Source organism: Pseudomonas sp. GL_135 (assembly GCF_057834665.1).
Genome location: NZ_CM174408.1, coordinates 3,171,054 through 3,186,927, shown reverse-complemented (window position 1 = coordinate 3,186,927; position 15,874 = coordinate 3,171,054). Strand labels below are relative to the sequence as shown.

Here is a 15,874-nt window from a genome sequence, read left to right as displayed (position 1 = left end):
GGCCAAAGCCCTGCATTCTCCGTGCGACGGGCGCTATCGGATGACCTTGCCCGGGGCCGACCGGATTCAGCAGCCGTCCACGACATCGCAGGTGGCTTGGGTGGTGTCCCGGGGCGCCGCTGCTGCGAGGATTTCGCCGACCTTTTGCGCGAACCTGTCCATCCCGAACGGCTTGAGCAACACGGCCATGCCGGACTCCAGTTGATCGCCGCCCACCGCCGAATTTTCCGCGTAACCGGTGACAAACAGCACATCGAGGGAAGGCAGCAGGGCGCGGGCCGCGTCGGCGACCTGTCGACCATTCATGCCGCCGGGCAGGCCGACATCGGTCACCAGCAGATCAATCGATGCCATCGAACGGAGCATGTGCAAGCCCGATGGCCCATCCATGGCTTCGCTGACCTGGTATCCGCGTTCGCGAAGGGCGTCGCACATCAACATGCGCACGTGGGGCTCGTCGTCAATGACCAGCACCGTTTCGCCGCGGCTGCGGGTTTGCGACGGGCAGCGCGCCGGGGTCTGCTGGCGGTCACCCAGGTAGCGCGGCAGGTAAAGCGAGATCGTCGTGCCGGCGCCTTGGGTCGAGCGCACCTGAATAGTGCCACCGGACTGGTGAACGAAGCCGTGGATCATCGACAGCCCCAGGCCTGTGCCCTGGCCGATGGGTTTGGTGGTGAAGAACGGGTCGAAGATCCGTTCGAGGATGCTCGGGGCAATGCCGGTGCCAGTGTCGCTGACGCTGATTTCGACGAAATCGCCAGCGGGCAGCTGCGCCGCCACCCCCGGGACGCTGTCAGCCGAAACGTTGCGGGTCTGCACGGTGAGTTCGCCGCCGTTGGGCATGGCGTCGCGGGCGTTGAGCGTCAGATTGACCAGCGCGCTTTCGAGCTGCGGTGCGTCGATCTTGCTGAGCCACAGGTCGCCGCTGGCGATGGTCCTTATGCTGATGGAAGGGCCGATGGTGGAGGCGATGAGCTGACCCATGCCTGCCACCAGCCGATTGACGTCGGTAGGCTTGGCATCAAGGGTCTGACGACGGGAGAACGCCAGCAGCCGTTGGGTGAGGGTGGCGGCGCGACTGGCCGAGTCGTGGGCGGCGTTGACGTAGCGGTCAAGGCCATCGACCCGGCCGTTGGCGATACGTCGTTCGATCATTTCGAGGCTGCCGATGATACCGGCGAGCAGGTTGTTGAAGTCATGGGCGATGCCGCCGGTGAGCTGTCCCACGGCTTCCATCTTGTGCGCCTGACGCAGTGCCGAATGGGCTTCGGACAATTCCTGGGAACGGGCCAGCACCCGCTGTTCCAGGGTTTCGTTAGCGCTCTGAACCTGTTGAAACAACGTGGCGTTATCGATGGCGATGGCAGCCTGCGCGGCCAGGGCCGACATCAATTTTTCATGGCGCGGGGTGAATTGGCCGGCCTCGGGATGGCCGTAAAACAGGCCCCCCAGCACGTCGCCGGAGCGAGACACAACCGACACCGCCAGATAACTGCGCAGCGGCACATGCCCTGTCGGCAGGCCGAAATGCGGGGAAATTCGCCCATAACGCGGGTCCAGCAGTAGGTCGTCGGAACGCATGACGCCGGCGGTCAGGAATGCCGGCGAGAACACCGGGCTGGCGCGCGGGCCCGGCAGCCGCGCCAGTTCCGGCGACTGGGCACCAGACAGTATGAACAGCTCAAAATGATCGCTCGCGGCGTTGTGAAAATACCCGCCGATCTCGGCGCCGGTCATCTCGCGGCCGGCATCGGTCACCGTTTGCACCAGCCGCTTGAGGTCCAGCTCCAGGGCCAGCTCCGCATTGACCCGGTTCAGCGTTTCCAGGGTGCGGGTTTCCTCGCGCAGCGCGGCCTCGCTGGCTTCCAGTGCTGCACGGGAGAGATGCGCTTCGGTGACGTCGTAGCCTTCGCAGAAAATCCCCGTGACCTGGCCTGCGTCATCGTGCAGCGGCTCATAGATGAAATCCAGATAACGCACCTCGCACGGGGCGTCGGGATGACTGAGCTGGATCGGCGTGCGCTGATGCACCAGGCGCTCGCCGGTGGTGTAGACCGCATCGAGCCACTCGTAGAACCCCTGGCCGCCCAGCTCCGGGAACGCCTCGTAAATGGTTTTGCCGATGTAGTCACGTTCGCCGAACAGCCGGGTGTAGGACTGGTTGACGAACTCAAAGCGGTGCTCGGGGCCGGCGAGGATGGTGATGAAACCGGGCGCCTGCTCAAACATCTTGCGTTGGCGAACGAGTTCTTCCGCCCGACGACGCTCGGCCAGAATCCGGTCAGTGACCTCGTGGCCCTGATTGAGGATGCCCGCGATGCGGCCGTTTTCGCCGCGAATGGGCGTCAGGCTGTAGTTCCACCAGCTTTCCTGCGCCCGCCCGCCGCGTTCCATCATCAACAGTTGGTCGAACGTCGAGAAGCCTTCAGCGTTTTTGTAGGCCGCGTCGAACTGCGGCCCGACGACGTCCCAGATGGCAGACCAGACTTCCCGCGCCGGGCGCCCAAGCACTGCCGGATGCCGGTCTGCCGGAATCGGCGCCCAGGCGTCGTTGTACAGCAGGCAGAAATCCGCGCCCCAGTAGATGGCCGTCGGGAAGCTTGAATGCAGGCAAATGCTGATGGCTGAGCGCAGCGACTGCGGCCACGATGCCGGTTCACCCAGAGCCGTCGACGCCCAGTCGAAATCCCGGATCAATTGCCCCATTTCGCCGCCGCCAAGGAGAAAATCCAGGGCGCCGATTTGTACGTTGTCCGACTTCATAGGCGACTTCTCGACGCTGTCATTCGAAAAAAGATGGACTTGGCGCGACGGGATAGATGTCGGCGACTGGATAAACGGCAGCGAGTACGCAGCCATTGCTGCCGCGTCGGCAGCGTATGGCAGGTCCTTTACCGGGCCGCCTGAGTTAAACGGATATATAGCCCGAAGCCATCATTTTGCTCGGCGGTCGCCAGTGTGACAGTAATGCGAAGGGATGTGTGGCCTATCGAGCGACGGCCGCGATGGGTGAGGCTGTTTGCGCGACGGAGCCTGCAAGTTGGCGCCAGCCATAGAAGGCAAGGGCGGTGAGCAACGCACCGATCCACACAATCACGCCGGCCCAGAACGTGTGCGACATGAAATGCCAGCCCTGCAGGACCCGCGTCGTGCCGTAGATCGCACCCAGAACCATTGATGCGTAAAGGATCACCCGGGCGTGGCGCCACTGATGACGCCGCGCGACGAAGTACAGCGCGACCATGGTGAAGCCACCGGAGGCGTGCCCACCCGGCCAGCAGCGACCGGCGCCGGCTTCATGGAAGAGGCTGAAATTCTCGAACCACTCCTTTTTCTCCAGGGTCCCGCCGTACAGCGTGGTTTCGACCGGGCAATAGATGCTGGTGTGGCTTTTGAAGAAATGGATCATGCCGGTGATGACCGCAAAGGATACGACGATGTACAGGAAGTCCCGCCGGTGGCGAGTCGTGAAGCGCAGCAGCGGGGCGATGCGCAATGTCTCCAGCGACCTGATAAGACGGTCGTGTTGCCCCGGTTTCAACAGCGGCCAGGCAAACGACAGGATTGATCCGGTGATGGCCGCTTCCCCGGTCAGGTCAGGAATGATCCGAGGCCAGCGGTGGGTCAGGTTTTCGAACAGACGATTGTGGCCATAGGGAAACGCGTGGTCAGGGTAGTACAGCCAGTTGCTGATCATCTCGTCCAGGGTCGTAAGGTCAAAGACCACGAAGATGGCCAGCGCAATCGCCAGCGGCAAACCCAGGTTCCAGGCATAAAATCGTGATCGTTCGCTTAGCACGTTGGCGTGTCCCGTTAGGCATGAATTATCAACTTCGCCGGGCTGTGGCCGGCCGCTGACGGAACTTAGACAGGCCCAGGTCAAGCGGCAGTGAAGGCCATGTGAAAACTCTATTTGAAGTGATTGTTGTTAGTTGTTTATTGAGGCGTGTCTTTTTGCAGGGTGAAACATATGAAGCATTACGCATCCGGCGAGAATGTATGACAGTCACCGCCACTGTTTTTTTCACGCACCGTTTACCAAATAATCATGCATCGCTGATTACGCTTGTCGTTATTCAATGACACAGACTTCCATCTGCCGATGGGCTCATAGTCGGAGCAACACGATGCGCGATTATTCCAATGCCCTGCTTGCACTCTGGGCGGGCACGTTACCTCGAAACCGTCACACATTTAGAGTGCTGCTGACCGCTGCGGCCATGGGCGTTTCGCTCCTGTTGTTGACGGGTTACACGTACTGGCCCCGTTCGCCCATTGAACTCGCCAGCGGGCAAAACATGAGCAGGGCGGGGCTTTACGCGAGCTGGAAGAAAGGCGAGGTGGTTGTGCTGGTGCGCCACGGCGAGCGCTGCGACCGCTCTGACAATGAATGCCTAGGGCCAGAAGACGGGATCACGCGCAACGGCAACCAGGTGTCTGCCCAGGTGGGACGATCATTAGGCCAGCTCGGGCTGGGCCAGACCGATGTCATCGCCAGCCCGTCCACGCGCACGGTGCAAACCGCCGCAGCCTTGTTCGGCCATCCGGTGGCGTCCCAGGACTGGTTGTTTGACTGCGGGAAGATGAACCTCGGCCAGGTCATGGCGCACAAGGCAAACGACCGTAATCTGGTGGTGGTGACCCACAGCGGTTGTATCGGCCAGATAGAAAGTCAGCAGGGTTATCCCCATGCCGAAATGAGCGAATACGACAGTGCGGTATTTATATCGCTGGATAAACGCAGTCGGCCTGTTATCCGAGGTGTGCTTAATCCCGAGGACTGGAAGCGGTTGGCGATAAAGGGCGGTAAGTAAGCCGACGTGTGCGGCTATTTACACAGTTGATAGCCGACGCCATACACCGTATGTACCAGCGGGAAGGCAAAACCGTCGTCGACTACTTTTCTGATTTGATGCACGCGAGTCCCGAGGCCGGTGCTCTTGTGAGTGCCTTGTTCGCCCCAGAGCATTTTGGCGATCTCTTCCTTGCTGACAATAGCGGGACTTCTGAGCATCAGCAGCGCCAGTATGTCGATGTTGGTCGGATTGAGTTTGAGGTGTTTGTCCGCGCGGAACGCCCGGTACTTCCCGGTATCCAGCACCAGATCTTCAACAACCAGCATATAAATGATCCCACCCTCGCGACAGTGGCGGGATAGTAGGGCCGCGATTGTCAAAAATTGGTTTGAGGGGTGTGAAGAACTCGTGGGACTGACGCCGGAATTAATTCTGGACTGGCGCCGTACTCAATGATGGGACAGGCACTGAACACCTTGTGGGACCGGCTTTAGCCGGGAAGGCGTCAGACGTCACACCGCAAATCTTGTGGCGCGAACGAGGGCCTCTTCCCGGCTGAAGCCGGTCCCACTAAAAGCATCGAGTGCATCAAATGGGACTGGCGGCGTACCTCATTGTGGGACCGGCTTTAGCCGGGAAGACGTAAGGCGTCACACCGCAAATCTTGTTGCGCGCATGCGGGCCTCTTCCCGGCTGAAGCCGGTCCCACTAAAAGCATCGAGTGGATCCAGTGGGACTGGCGGCGTACCTCAGTGTGGGACCGGCTTTAGCCGGGACGGCGTCAGACCTCACACCGCACAATTTATGGCGCGAACGAGGGCCTCTTCCCGGCTGAAGCCGGTCCCACCAAAAAGCATTGTGTGCATCCAGTGGGACTGGCGGCGTATCTCATTGTGGGACCGGCTTTAGCCGGGAAGGCGCCAGCGGCTACACCATCGACCCCCCCGCGACGTTTTTGTACGGCAGCCACTGCTTTTGCGGGATCGGCAGTTCGCAGGACTCCCCGCGCCCGATCGGGAAGTAGTGGAACCCGCTGCGCGCCAGCCGTTCGGTGTCGTACAGGTTGCGGCCGTCGAAGATCACCGGCGCGGCGAGGCGTTGCTGGATCAACTCGAAATCCGGGGCCTTGAACTGTTGCCATTCGGTGCAGATGATCAGCGCGTCCGCGTCGTTCAACGTCGACTCCGGCGTACCCATCAAAATCAAATCCCTGCGGTTGCCGTAAAGGCGCTGCGTCTCTTGCATGGCCTCGGGGTCGAACGCGCGCACGGTGGCGCCGGCGTCCCACAAGGCTTCCATCAGCACCCGGCTCGGCGCGTCGCGCATGTCGTCGGTGTTCGGCTTGAACGCCAGGCCCCACAGCGCGAATGTCTTGCCGCGCAGGTCACCCTCGTAGAACGCCTTGACCCGTTCGAACAGTTTGTTCTTCTGCCGCTCGTTGATCGCCTCGACCACCGCCAGCAGGTCGTTGGAGCAATGGGCTTCCCGGGCGCTGTGGATCAGCGCGCGGATGTCCTTGCCGAAGCACGAGCCACCGTAACCGCAGCCGGGGTAGATGAAGTCGTAGCCGATCCGTGAATCCGCGCCGATGCCCAGCCTGACCGACTCGACGTCTGCGCCCAGGTGCTCGGCCAGTTCGGCGATCTGGTTGATGAAGCTGATCTTGGTCGCCAGCATGCAGTTGGCCGCGTATTTGGTCAGCTCGGCACTGCGCAGGTCCATGAACATGATCCGGTCGTGGTTGCGGTTGAACGGCGCGTACAGCTCACGCATGACCTTGCGCACGGCGTCGTTGTCGCAGCCGATGACGATCCGGTCCGGGCGCCGGCAGTCATTGACCGCCGAACCCTCTTTGAGAAACTCGGGATTGGAGACGATATCGAACTGCAGCAAGCGCCCGGCCTGGCGCAGGGCTTTGTCTATGTGTGCACGCAGGGCGTCGCCACTGCCCACAGGCACCGTGGACTTTTCAACGATGATCAGCGGTTCGGAGCGGTAAGTGGCGATGGCTTCGCCGACCGCGAAAAACCCCCTCAGGTCCGCGGAACCGTCGTCGCGGGACGGGGTGCCCACGGCGATGAACAGCACCTCGGCGTGCTCGACCGCAAGCCGGGTGCCGGTGGTGAACTGCAGGCGTTTGTTTTCCAGATTCTCCCGCACCAGGCTGGCCAGGCCCGGTTCGAAGATATGCACCTGACCCTGCCGCAACTGCTCGACCTTGGCCTGATCGATGTCCATGCAGACCACGTCGTGGCCGACTTCAGCAAGGACGGTGGCTTGCACCAGCCCGACATACCCGCTACCGAAAACGCTGATTTTCATGAAGAAAAGCCCTGTGGAGGAGTGCTGGAAAGGCGCCGAAGGTTGATGGTCAGCACGCCCATCACGATCAGCATGACGCCCAAAGTTTTCGATACCGTGAACGTCTCGTTGAAAAATGGCAGCGCTGCGGCGAGGGCTTATGCCAGCACGTCGGTCAGGCTGAGCAGGGCATAGGCTCAGTGGCGTTTGGTCGAGCGATTCCAGCGAGCGACTCCAGCGAACGCCGCGCGTTTTTGCGGATACCGCACCAAATGTCGACATCAATGCGCTTGTTGCCCCCCGACAGCGTCAGCCATTGCGGACACCTGCGTCCGAAGAGAGCGGATCCACGCCCCGTTTTTCCTCCTGGGCCATTGCCTTAACGTGGCGCCAGATACTTAATCGGAGCTGAACATGAAGCACCCAATGTTGTTTTCCCCTCTTCACATCGGTCCCCATTCACTGTCCCACCGCGTGGTCATGGCGCCGCTGACGCGCATGCGTTCCGAGCCCGGCGACCGGCCCGGGGCGTTGATGGCCGAGTACTACTCCCAGCGCGCGACCCCCGGTGGGCTGATCATTTCCGAAGCCACGGTGGTGTCGGAAACGGGCAACGGCTATCTCGGCTCGCCCGGCCTGTACGACGACGCGCAGATTCCCGGCTGGAAAACCGTCACCGACGCCGTGCATGCCAAAGGCGGACGAATCTTCCTGCAGCTGTTCCATGCCGGGCGTCAGTCCCACAGCGACATGCAGCCCGGCGGCGCGCAACCGGTGGCGCCGTCGGCGGTTGATTACGACGGTGTGGCTTACACCGCCAACGGCTGGGTGCCGAGCACGCCCCACCGAGCCCTTGGCGAAACCGAAGTCGAGGCGCTGGTGGAAGACTTCCGCCGCGCCGCTGAACGGGGTCTGCTGGCGGGATTCGACGGCGTGGAGATCCACGGCGCCAACGGTTACCTGATCGACCAGTTTCTCCAGGACGGCAGCAACCTGCGCACGGATGCGTATGGCGGCAGCATTCCCCGGCGCGCGCGGTTTCTGCTGGACATCACCCGCACGGTGAGTTCGGTCTGGGGCAGCGAGCGGGTGGCGGTGCGGCTGGGTCCGAGTGGTGCGTTCGGCGACATGAAAGACAGCGACCCACAGGCGTTGTTTATCTATGTGGCAGAGCAGTTGGCGACCTTGAAGCTGGCGTATCTGCACCTCATCGAACCGCGGGTGCTGGGTAACGCCATCGACGTCAGCAAAGACCAGAATCCGGTGGCGGCGCAGTTGATCCGCGAGCATTACGACGGCCTGATCATGGCCGCCGGTGGCTTCGATGGGCAGTCCGCCGAGGCGATTCTTCAGGCAGGGGATGCGGACCTGGTCGCCTTCGGCCGCGACTTCATCGCCAACCCCGACCTGCCGGAACGCATCCGCCGCGGCCTGCCGCTGAATGCCTACGACCGCGACACGTTCTACGGCGGCACGGCGGCGGGGTTCACCGACTACCCGTTCTACTCGCAAAGCGCCTGACGCGAATCCGCACCGCGCCTCCTACTGAAAACGCCGCCATCGTGAGCACCACGTTGGCGGCGTTTCTGTTTTCAATCCAATTTCATTGGATGCATGCAGTGCTTTTAGTGGGACCGGCTTCAGCCGGGAAGAGGCCAGTGCATTCACCCTCAATTCTGCAGCGCGCTACCCGACGCCTTCCCGGCTAAAGCCGGTCCTACAATTCCCTGCGCACCCAATTGCACTGGATGCATGCAGTGCTTTTGGTGGGACCGGCTTCAGCCGGGAAGAGGCCAGTGCATTCACCCTCAATTCTGCAGCGCGCTACCCGACGCCTTCCCGGCTAATGCCGGTCCTACAATTCCCTGCGCACCCAATTGCACTGGATGCATGAAGTGCTTTTAGTGGGACCGGCTTCAGCCGGGAAGAGGCCAGTGCATTCACCCTCAATTCTGCAGCGCGCTACCCGACGCCTTCCCGGCTAAAGCCGGTCCTACAATTCGCGGCGCATCCAATTGCACTGGATGCATGAAGTGCTTTTAGTGGGACCGGCTTCAGCCGGGAAGAGGCCAGTGCATTCACCCTCAATTCTGCAGCGCGCTACCCGACGCCTTCCCGGCTAAAGCCGGTCCTACAATTCGCGGCGCATCCAATCTCACTGAATGCATGCAGTGCTTTTAGTGGGACCGGCTTCAGCCGGGAAGAGGCCAGTGCATTCACCCTCAATTCTGCAGCGCGCTACCCGACGCCTTCCCGGCTAAAGCCGGTCCTACAATTCGCGGCGCATCCAATCTCACTGAATGCATGCAGTGCTTTTGGTGGGACCGGCTTCAGCCGGGAAGAGGCCAGTGCATTCACCCTCAATTCTGCAACGCGCTACCCGACGCCTTCCCGGCTAATGCCGGTCCTACAATTCCCTGCGCACCCAATTGCACTGGATGCATGAAGTGCTTTTAGTGGGACCGGCTTCAGCCGGGAAGAGGCCAGTGCATTCACCCTCAATTCTGCAGCGCCCTACCCGACGCTTTCCCGGCTAAAGCCGGTCCTACAATTCGCGGCGCATCCAATCTCACTGAATGCATGCAGTGCTTTTAGTGGGACCGGCTTCAGCCGGGAAGAGGCCAGTACATTCACCCTCAATTCTGCAGCGCGCTACCCGACGCCTTCCCGGCTAAAGCCGGTCCTACAATTCGCGGCGCATCCGAGAACACACCGTGCGGCGATAGCAGTCCTGCTGCATGTCCGCGATACTCCAGCGGAATAACCTCTAGCTTCAGCCCCCATCCACCCAAGAGCACACCCCCCATGATGGACAGTCTCAGCGGCATCACGGCGTTCATGACCGTGGCGGAAACCCGCAGCTTCACCGAAGCGGGGCGTCTGCTGGAAATCTCCGCATCCGCCGTGGGCAAGAGCGTGGCGCGCATGGAGGAGCGCCTGGGCGTGCGCTTGTTCCATCGCAGCACCCGCAGCGTGACCCTGACCACCGAAGGCGAGCTGTTTCTCGATCGCTGCAAGCGCATCGTCAGCGAGGTCGAAGCGGCTGAGCTGGAGCTGCTCGAACTGTCCGCCACCCCGCGCGGCAAAGTGCGCATCAGCGTGCCGATTCAGAACGTGCTGATCATGCCGGTGCTGGCCGGGTTCATGCGCGCGTACCCGGACATCGAGCTGGAAGTGGACATGTCCGACCGCATGGTGGACGTGATCGAGGAGGGTTTCGACGCTGTGATCCGCACCGGCGCGCCCCAGGATTCGCGGTTGACCGCACGCAAGCTCGGCGGCTTCCGGCTGCAACTGGTGGCATCGCCCGCGTACCTGGAACGCTGCGGAGAACCGGCGCACCCCGACGAGTTGATTCGCCACACCTGCCTGCTGCACAAGTTTCCGGCCACCGGGATGATCGAGCGCTGGCCGTTGCGCGTCGGCGACACCCATATTCAGCCGAACCTTTCGCGGGCGTTGACCTGCACGACCACGGATCCGCTGGCGCATCTGGCGATTGACGGCGTCGGAATCGCCTGCCTGCCGGACTTTTCCATCCGCGCGCCGCTGGCGGACGGCAGGCTGAAGGTGGTGCTTGGGGACTACACCGACCACACCGGCAACCTGTGGATGCTCTGGCCTGCGTCGAAGCAGACGGCACCCCGGTTGCGGGTGTTGATCGACTATTTCAAGGACAACATTCTCAAGGACTGACTCAGCGCTGCAACGCCTGAGCGATGGGCGCCCGGGCGACACCGAAGCTGAGCATCACTGCCAGGCCCAGCAACCCCAAACCCGCGCCCAGCCACAGCGCCGCCGAGACGCCCTGGTGATCGACCATCAGCCCGCCGAACAGCGAGCCCGACGCGATCGCCACCTGGAACGTGGTCACCAGCATCGCCGAACTGGCTTCCGGCAATTGCGGCGAGGTCAGTTGCATCCAGCTGCTGACACCCAGGGGAATCGCGCCATAGGCCACGCCCCACATCAGCACCGCCAGTATTACGCCGAGACCTTGCAGATGGGGCAACGCCAGTTGCGCCAGCACCATCAGCACAATTACGGCGCCCAGCGACGCGCGCAAATGGGTGGTGAGAGTCCCGGCCATGGCGAAGTTCGCCAGCATGCCCACCAGCCCGAAACCCAGCAGCACCCCGGTGATAGCGTTTGGCGAGAACCCGGCGTACTGGCCAAGAAACGGCGCGACGTAGGTGTAGGCGGTGAAGTGCGCGGCGACCACGGTGCCGAGCAACAGCATGCTGCGCCGGGCCGTGCCCCGGGACAGAAATACCCTTAGCGCGCGGGCGTTGAGCCCCTCACTGGAAGGCAGCGAGGGCAGGGTGTACGCCTGCGCCGCCAGAGCGATAAGGCCCAGGCCGGCGGTGACGACGAAGGACATCCGCCAGGAAAAGGCCGTGCTGACGAAGGTCCCGAACGGCACCCCGAACACCGTCGCCAGTGTGATGCCGGCGAAGATCAGCGCCGTGGCTTTCGCTGCCCTCGACTGGCTGACCAGACGCCCGGCCGCCGCAATCGCCACGGCCCAGAAACCGCCGAGGGAGATCCCCAACAAACCGCGACCCAGCAGCATGATCGCCAGCGACGGCGCCACCGCGCAGATCAGGTTCGAAAGCACCAGTAACAGGCTCAACAACAACAGCAGAAGCCGGCGGTTCATGCGCCCGGCACCGAGCATGATCGCCGGCGCCGAGATGGCCGCGACGATGCCCGGCACGGTAACCATCAGCCCGGCCACGCCGTCGGTCACGTCGAGGCTGTCGGCGATCTGCGGCAGAACGCCGACGGGCAGGTACTCGGAGGTGACGAAGGCAAACGCACCCAAGGCGACGGAATACACCGAGAGCCAGTCGCGCCAGGAAGAGGACGCCGCAGGTGCGGGCGCCGCGGGGGTCGAAACAACGTGCGAATCGTGCATGGGCAAAGCTCCACCGTAATGAGTGGAGCCATGCTAGGGAGCGGGCGCGTGGGGAAAAACAGGCTGAGGTTCCGATCACTGCGGATCAGTCAGTCCTCAATCAACGAAGTGGGCGGGGCGTCACCCGACCTGAGTCCAGTGGGTTTTCGGCGGCTCTGAACCGGGGACGTGTTCGGGCAGGCGCACGAAAATGCTGTAGTGGGCCTTGTTGTCGATGGCCTCGAAGGCCGCCAGCTTTTCGATCAGCGCGGCGTTGACCACTTTGCCCGCATTGAGCAGCAACATGCCGTTGTCCGCATTCAAGTTGCGCACCAGGGTCATGCCCGGCACCAGCTCTCGGGTGGTGACGGCCTTGACAGTCGGGTCGTTGAGCACCGCGTCGTCCAGGTACGCCGCGCAGGCCTTGGCGAAGTCTTCGATCAACTCCGGGTCGTAGAGCTTGCCGGCGTAGCGGCGGATGAACAGCAAGGCCTCGCCGCTGCTCAGGTGCCGTTCCAGAATCAGCCCGCGCTGCAGTTCGATGAAGTCCACAGCCAGCTTGAGCAGCCGTGCGCCGTAGGGAATCGCTACACCCTTGAGGTGCGCCGGAAAGCCGCTGCCGTCCCAGCGCTCCTGATGATGCAGGATCAGACTGGCGGCGTCCTGGATGGGTTCGAGGGTCATTAGCAACGATTCGCTCTGCCGCGGGTAACTGCGCCAGGTCTCGCGGTCGGCGTGGCTGACCATGTCCGACGGGGTATTGATCAGCGCGTCGCTCCAGCCCAGTTTGCCGATGTTGTACAGTGCGGCGGCCATGCACAGGTCGCGGCGGGTCGACTCGTCCAGATTGAGTTGGCTGCTGCACGCGTTGATCAGGTCGATGACGTCGCGATTGGTCTGCTTGTCCACGGGCAGGCGCTGATTGACCAGCATCGAAAACACCTCGGTGCCGGTGGCGTAACTGTGCTTGAGCTCGTCGTAGGCCAGATCGAGCATGTCGGCGGTCTGCCGCAGCTCCGCGGTGCGCGCCAGCACGCGTTTTTCCAGGGTGGCGTTGAGGCTTTTCAGCTCGTCGTTCTGCCGCTGGGTGAGCTGTTCGAGGCGCTGTCTTTCGCGTTCGGAAAACTGGAATGCCAGGGACTGACGCAGGGTCAGCACCAGCTCTTCGTCGGTCCAGGGTTTGGCGATGTAGCGATGCACATGGCCTTGGTTGATGGCTTTGACGATGGTTTCGAGGTCGGCGTAACCGGTCAGCAGGATGCGCGTGGTGTCCGGGTACAGGCTGTAAACCCGCGCCAGCAACGCCGCGCCGTCCATGCCCGGCATGCGCGCATCGCTGACGATCAGATCGACCGGCCGTTCGGCCATGATCGCCAGGGCCTGTTCGCCGCTGGTGGCCAGCAGCACGTCATAAGGCTGCTCGCGGAGCAGGCGGCGCAGGCTGTTGAGAATCGATTCTTCGTCGTCCACCAGCAGGACGGTGGGGCGGTGCTGCAACGAAACACTGGTTGAGGCTTCCATGATTGACCCTCTCGTCGTCGCCATCGTGACCGACACGGACCGCTGAATGCCGCAAGATTAGTTGAGATATCGCCACTCTTCGCGGCTTTCGCGCAATATAAATCGCCCCTCAACTTCACCTTCGGCAGGCCGACACAAGGGCATGAGTCTACGGATTGAGGCGCTTGGTCGATCATGTTGCTGCTGCAGATATTCTCGATCATTTCCGTCTGCCTGCTGGTGCTGTTGGGTCGCTGGCTGCTGCACAGCTATCAGGTGATCAACCGGGTCAACGAGGACCTGCAGGCGGCGAACGAAAGTCTCGAACAGCGTGTCGAGGAGCGCACGCGGGCATTCAAGCAGGCCAGTCATGCGTTGCAGGTCGAGATCGACGAGCGCAAGCAGCTGGAGAGCCAGTTGATCGGCGCTGAAAAGCTCGCCTCACTGGGGCAGATGGCGGCGGGCATCGCCCACGAGATCAACAACCCCATCGGCTTCATTTCGTCGAACCTTGGCACGCTGGCGGTCTATTTCGCCAAGCTTGAGGAGATACTGGAGGCCTACAAAGCCGCCGAGGATCAGTTTGGATCGGCTGAGGTTCTCCAATCGCTCACGGCCTTGAAAACCCGTCTGGACCTGGCCTTCGTCGAGGCGGAAATCCCCTTGCTGATTCAGGAATCAAGGGACGGGGTGGCCCGTGCCGCGCAAATCATCAAGGACCTCAAGGAGTTCTCCCGGGCCGACCCCAACCCGCAATGGCAATGGGCAAGCCTGCAGCGTGGCATCGATTCGACGCTGAACATCGCGACCAATGCGGTCAAGTACAAGGCCGACATCGTTACGCATTACCAGCCACTGCCCGACATCGAATGCCTGCCGGCGCAGCTCAATCAGGTGATCATGAATCTGCTCGTCAATGCCGCCCAGGCCATCGGCCCGGAGCGCGGCACCATTACGCTGCGCAACGGCGTGCAAGGGGACAGCGTGTGGCTTGAGATCAGCGACACCGGGGCCGGCATTGCCCCGGAGGTGCTGCCGAAGATTTTCGATCCGTTCTTCACCACCAAACCGGTGGGCCAGGGGACCGGGCTGGGGCTGTCGCTGTCGTACGGGATCGTGCAAAAGCATCGCGGTACGATCAGCGTGCGGAGCCTGGAAGGGGTGGGTACGACGTTTCGTGTGGAGCTGCCGATTCAGCAGCGCTCTGACCAGAGCGCCGTCTGTTGAGACTCAGGCGCGGGCCATGCCGGGTACGTCCATGTTGATCCGGCGCCACGCCGCCTCGGCGAAGCTGTACACCGAAAACGCGATCAGGCCGAGCGCCATGACCATCAGCACCACGCCGCCGGCGGGCAGGTTTTGCAGGGCGTTGAGCGCGTCTTTCAGACCGGGCGGGTGCATGGCCTGATAACTCGAACCGCTGATGGCCAGCAGCACGCCCATTTCGACGAACGCCACGCCGCGCGCGATCAGGCCGAAGCGGGACACCGGGGTCACGTATCTCATGACCTCTTCGTCGGCCTCGAAATACTTCTCGAACGAGGCTTTCCAGCCCTTGAAGAAGTGCGCGATACCGACGCCGAGCGGCACCAGCGCAACGAGGTAGACGACCAGGTTGGAGTGTTTCCACGACAGCAGTTGCGCGAGCAGGTCTTGGGTCTGACCGCCGCCGGACCCACCGGAACTGCGCAGGCCATCGATCAGCAGGCCCAGCGCAAAAAACGCCAGCGCACCGTTGACCAGCCCGCCCGCGAGCAGCCCGCCACGGATCACCAGGCCCTTGAATTCGTTGCCGTGATGGTCGACGTCCCGCGTTGCCTGCAACACGCGCCAAGCGGCGAATGCAAGCAGGCCCGCGACCACCAGACCGACCAGAAAGTGGCCGAAGGGCTGGCTGAACAGGGCTTCGAGGCTGCTGTGGCTGTCTTTGGGGCGTGATGAATCACGGGCGGCGAGCAAGGCGAAAATGCCGATGATCAGGTACAGAACGCCGCGGGCGGCGTAACCCGATCGGGCGAGCAGGACAAGGGTGTGGTGCGGCGACATCGAGTGTTCTCCGGTTAAGCAATAGATCAGCAGACCCGGGAGCGCGCGAGGGGTTCGATCGGGTTGCTTTTTGCAGGACCGGCACCACCGGAAATCCCAATCGCTGCACGCGACGCTTTTTAGTGGGACCGGCTTTAGCCGGGAAGAGGCCGGTGCATACACCATGATCGTTCCCACGCTCCGCGTGGTAATGCATCCGCCGACGCTCCGCGTCGCAGCGATGGACGCGGAGCGTCCGGGGCGGCATCCCCACGCGGAGCGTGTGGACGATCATCAATCCATTTTGCGGTGTGGCTACCGACGCCTTCCCGGCTAAAGCCGGTCCCACTAGAGA

The 15,874-nt window shown here is 62.4% G+C and carries 10 protein-coding genes and 2 pseudogenes; 4 read left to right on the top strand and 8 right to left on the bottom strand.

Annotated elements, in window-relative coordinates; all coding sequences use genetic code 11:
• Nucleotides 1-66: 66 nt before the first annotated feature.
• The gene (locus AC3ISG_RS14045; RefSeq protein WP_489297221.1) at nt 67-2,763 is read right to left on the bottom strand and encodes an ATP-binding protein; all 2,697 of its coding nucleotides are present in this window, start codon (nt 2,761-2,763) and stop codon (nt 67-69) included.
• Nucleotides 2,764-2,986: 223 nt separating this feature from the next.
• The gene (locus AC3ISG_RS14040; protein WP_489297220.1) at nt 2,987-3,799 is read right to left on the bottom strand and encodes a phosphatase PAP2 family protein; all 813 of its coding nucleotides are present in this window, start codon (nt 3,797-3,799) and stop codon (nt 2,987-2,989) included.
• Nucleotides 3,800-4,127: 328 nt separating this feature from the next.
• On the opposite strand from AC3ISG_RS14040, the gene pmrG reads away from it, so the two are divergent.
• Nucleotides 4,128-4,814, top strand: a complete 687-nt coding sequence (gene pmrG, locus AC3ISG_RS14035; RefSeq protein ID WP_489297219.1) for a lipopolysaccharide core heptose(II)-phosphate phosphatase PmrG — start codon at nt 4,128-4,130, stop codon at nt 4,812-4,814.
• A 14-nt stretch (nt 4,815-4,828) separates the two neighbouring features.
• Here the strand turns inward: pmrG and AC3ISG_RS14030 are convergent, their stop codons facing one another.
• The 3 genes and pseudogenes from AC3ISG_RS14030 to AC3ISG_RS14020 form a co-directional block, all read right to left on the bottom strand.
• Nucleotides 4,829-5,122 carry a winged helix-turn-helix domain-containing protein gene (locus AC3ISG_RS14030; protein WP_205483730.1) on the bottom strand — a complete coding sequence of 98 codons (294 nt, stop codon included), beginning with the start codon at nt 5,120-5,122 and terminating at the stop codon, nt 4,829-4,831.
• A gap of 601 nt (nt 5,123-5,723) precedes the next feature.
• Nucleotides 5,724-7,118, bottom strand: a complete 1,395-nt coding sequence (locus AC3ISG_RS14025; RefSeq protein ID WP_489297218.1) for a UDP-glucose dehydrogenase family protein — start codon at nt 7,116-7,118, stop codon at nt 5,724-5,726.
• Nucleotides 7,096-7,294 (bottom strand): annotated as a pseudogene (locus AC3ISG_RS14020) (DMT family transporter); the annotation flags it as partial. The pseudogene AC3ISG_RS14020 and the gene AC3ISG_RS14025, both read right to left, overlap by 23 nt.
• Before the next feature lie 217 nt (nt 7,295-7,511).
• On the opposite strand from AC3ISG_RS14020, the gene AC3ISG_RS14015 reads away from it, so the two are divergent.
• Both AC3ISG_RS14015 and AC3ISG_RS14010 read left to right on the top strand, forming a co-directional pair.
• Nucleotides 7,512-8,618, top strand: coding sequence for an alkene reductase (locus AC3ISG_RS14015; RefSeq protein WP_489297217.1), 1,107 nt, complete (start codon nt 7,512-7,514; stop codon nt 8,616-8,618).
• A 1,287-nt stretch (nt 8,619-9,905) separates the two neighbouring features.
• A complete protein-coding gene (locus AC3ISG_RS14010; protein WP_122623918.1) occupies nt 9,906-10,793 on the top strand; it encodes a LysR family transcriptional regulator in 888 nt (295 codons plus the stop codon).
• Nucleotide 10,794: 1 nt separating this feature from the next.
• Here the strand turns inward: AC3ISG_RS14010 and AC3ISG_RS14005 are convergent, their stop codons facing one another.
• Together AC3ISG_RS14005 and nosR are read right to left on the bottom strand one after the other, a co-directional pair.
• Complete coding sequence (locus AC3ISG_RS14005; protein ID WP_489297216.1) at nt 10,795-12,015, bottom strand: MFS transporter; 1,221 nt, start codon at nt 12,013-12,015, stop codon at nt 10,795-10,797.
• 120 nt (nt 12,016-12,135) lie between these two features.
• The gene (gene nosR / locus AC3ISG_RS14000; protein ID WP_489297215.1) at nt 12,136-13,515 is read right to left on the bottom strand and encodes a response regulator c-di-GMP phosphodiesterase, NosR family; all 1,380 of its coding nucleotides are present in this window, start codon (nt 13,513-13,515) and stop codon (nt 12,136-12,138) included.
• A 300-nt stretch (nt 13,516-13,815) separates the two neighbouring features.
• Between nosR and AC3ISG_RS13995 the strand changes: the two are divergent.
• Nucleotides 13,816-14,721, top strand: a pseudogene (locus AC3ISG_RS13995) (ATP-binding protein); the annotation flags it as partial.
• 3 nt (nt 14,722-14,724) lie between these two features.
• Here AC3ISG_RS13995 and AC3ISG_RS13990 read toward each other — a convergent pair.
• On the bottom strand, nt 14,725-15,540 hold the full coding sequence (locus AC3ISG_RS13990) for a DUF1206 domain-containing protein (RefSeq protein WP_489297214.1): 816 nt from the start codon (nt 15,538-15,540) through the stop codon (nt 14,725-14,727).
• Nucleotides 15,541-15,874 lie beyond the last annotated feature (334 nt).